The organism is Longimicrobium sp. (assembly GCF_036554565.1).
In the GTDB taxonomy this organism is placed as follows: Bacteria; Gemmatimonadota; Gemmatimonadetes; order Longimicrobiales; family Longimicrobiaceae; genus Longimicrobium.
In genome coordinates this window covers 1-1,946 of record NZ_DATBNB010000819.1, presented here as the reverse complement: position 1 = coordinate 1,946, position 1,946 = coordinate 1, and the positions used below count along the sequence as shown (strand labels likewise).

At 71.5% G+C, this 1,946-nt stretch carries 2 protein-coding genes; both read left to right on the top strand.

From position 1 onward, the window contains the following. Window positions 1–1,062 (top strand): leukotriene A4 hydrolase C-terminal domain-containing protein (locus tag VIB55_RS23235; RefSeq protein WP_331879064.1); only part of this gene is annotated, 1,062 nt, incomplete at its 5' end. 732 nt (window positions 1,063–1,794) lie between these two features. Beyond that, window positions 1,795–1,946 (top strand): glutamate--tRNA ligase family protein (locus tag VIB55_RS25570; RefSeq protein WP_349263073.1); only part of this gene is annotated, 152 nt, incomplete at its 3' end.

Genomic DNA, 1,946 nt, shown 5'->3' with positions numbered 1-1,946 from the left:
TACCGCTGGGGCCGCTACGACGTGCTGGTGCTGCCGCCGTCGTTCCCCTTCGGCGGGATGGAAAACCCGCGCCTGACCTTCGCCACGCCCACCATCCTGGCGGGCGACCGCTCGCTGGTGTCGCTGATCGCGCACGAGCTGGCCCACTCCTGGTCGGGCAACCTGGTGACGAACGCCACCTGGGCGGATTTCTGGCTGAACGAGGGGTTCACCACCTACTTCGAAAACCGCATCATGGAGGCGATGTTCGGCCCTGAGCGCGCCGCGATGCTTGCGAGCCTGGGCTGGCGCGGGCTGCAGTCGGCGGTGGTGGACGCGGGCGGCCCGACGGGGGCGGATACGCGGCTCCACATCGATCTGGCGGGCCGCGACCCCGACGCCGGGATGACGGACATCGCGTACGAGAAGGGCGCGGCGTTCCTGCGGACCATCGAGCAGATCGTCGGGCGCGAGCGGTGGGACGCGTACCTGCGCTCGTACTTCGACCGCCACGCTTTCCAGCCGATGACCACGGAGTCGTTCCTGGCCGACCTGCGCGCCAACCTGATCCGCGGCGACGCGGAGCTCGAGCGGCGGATCGGGCTGGAGCAGTGGGCGTACCAGCCCGGCGTGCCGGCCAACGCGGTGCAGCCGCAGTCGGGCGCCTTCGCCCGCGTGGAAGCGCAGGCGCGCGCGTTCGGGCAGGGGACCGCGGCGGCGCGGCTGCAGACGAGCGGATGGAGCACGCAGGAGTGGCAGCACTTCCTGGGATCGCTGCCGCAGCGGCTGACGCGGGCGCAGCTGGCGGACCTGGACCGTGCCTTCGGCCTGTCGCGGCAGGGAAACAGCGAGATCCTGTTCGGCTGGCTGACCATCGCGGTCCGCAACCGCTACGAGCCGGCGCTTCCGGCGCTGGAGCAGTTCCTGACAAGCCAGGGCCGCCGCAAGTTCGTGCGCCCGCTCTTCGCGGCGCTGATGGAGCAGGGGGAGTGGGGCAGGGGCCACGCCCGCCGCATCTACGCCATCGCGCGGCCGGGCTACCACCCGGTGACCTCGGGCTCGGTGGACGCGATCGTGAAGTAGGGGGCCTCACCCGGCGGCTGAGGGGGCGACCGGGTGTCATCCAGGAGGCGCCCTCGCCCTCGACAGGCGAGGGCACCACAGCCTGTCATCCAGAGGCCCAGGCGCACCGGACCGGCCCGAAGTACAGGCGTCGCGGGCCGAAGGATCTAGCCGCGGATACGTACAAGCCGAGGCGCGGCAGCGGTCACCGTAGCCGAGGCCTCGGCTGCCGTGGGGCCCTCACCCGGCCGCGCTGGGGCGACTGAAGTCGCGGCAACGAGGGCCCAAAGTCCGCCTTCGCGGACCGCACGCGTAGTCGAGTGCACCAGGCCCTCCGAAGCGCGATCGAATTCTCCCTTTCCCCCGCTTGCGGGGGAGAGGGCTCGGGAGAGAGGGCTGCCAAGGGCATTCACCGGGATAATCGAGACGCGCCGAGGCCTCCTCCGCGGTCAGCCCAAACGCCGGCCTATCCGAAGCGCACCACACTAGCTCCCTTCCCCCGCGCAGTTTGCGGGGGAAGGGCTGGGGATGGGGGGCGCCCGCCGGAGCACCGGTCCTCGCCTCCCGCACGCGACGTTCCCCCCTCTCCGCACACAGTTTGTGCGGGGACGGGCCGGGGGAGGGGCCCCCCCGCGTCTAGTCCCACTCCTCGCATCTCCCTACATTGCCCGCTCTCGTCGGCCGCAGGCAGTCGCCCGCGCAGCCGGCGCTATCGCTTTGCGCTTCGTGACCGTCAATCCCGATCGATCGCCCATGTCCGACCAGATCCGCGTCCGCTTCGCCCCCAGCCCCACCGGCTACCTGCACGTGGGCGGCGCCCGCACGGCGCTCTTCAACTGGCTCTACGCGAAGCGCTACGGCGGGGAGTTCCTGCTGCGCATCGAGGACACGGACAAGGCGCGGAG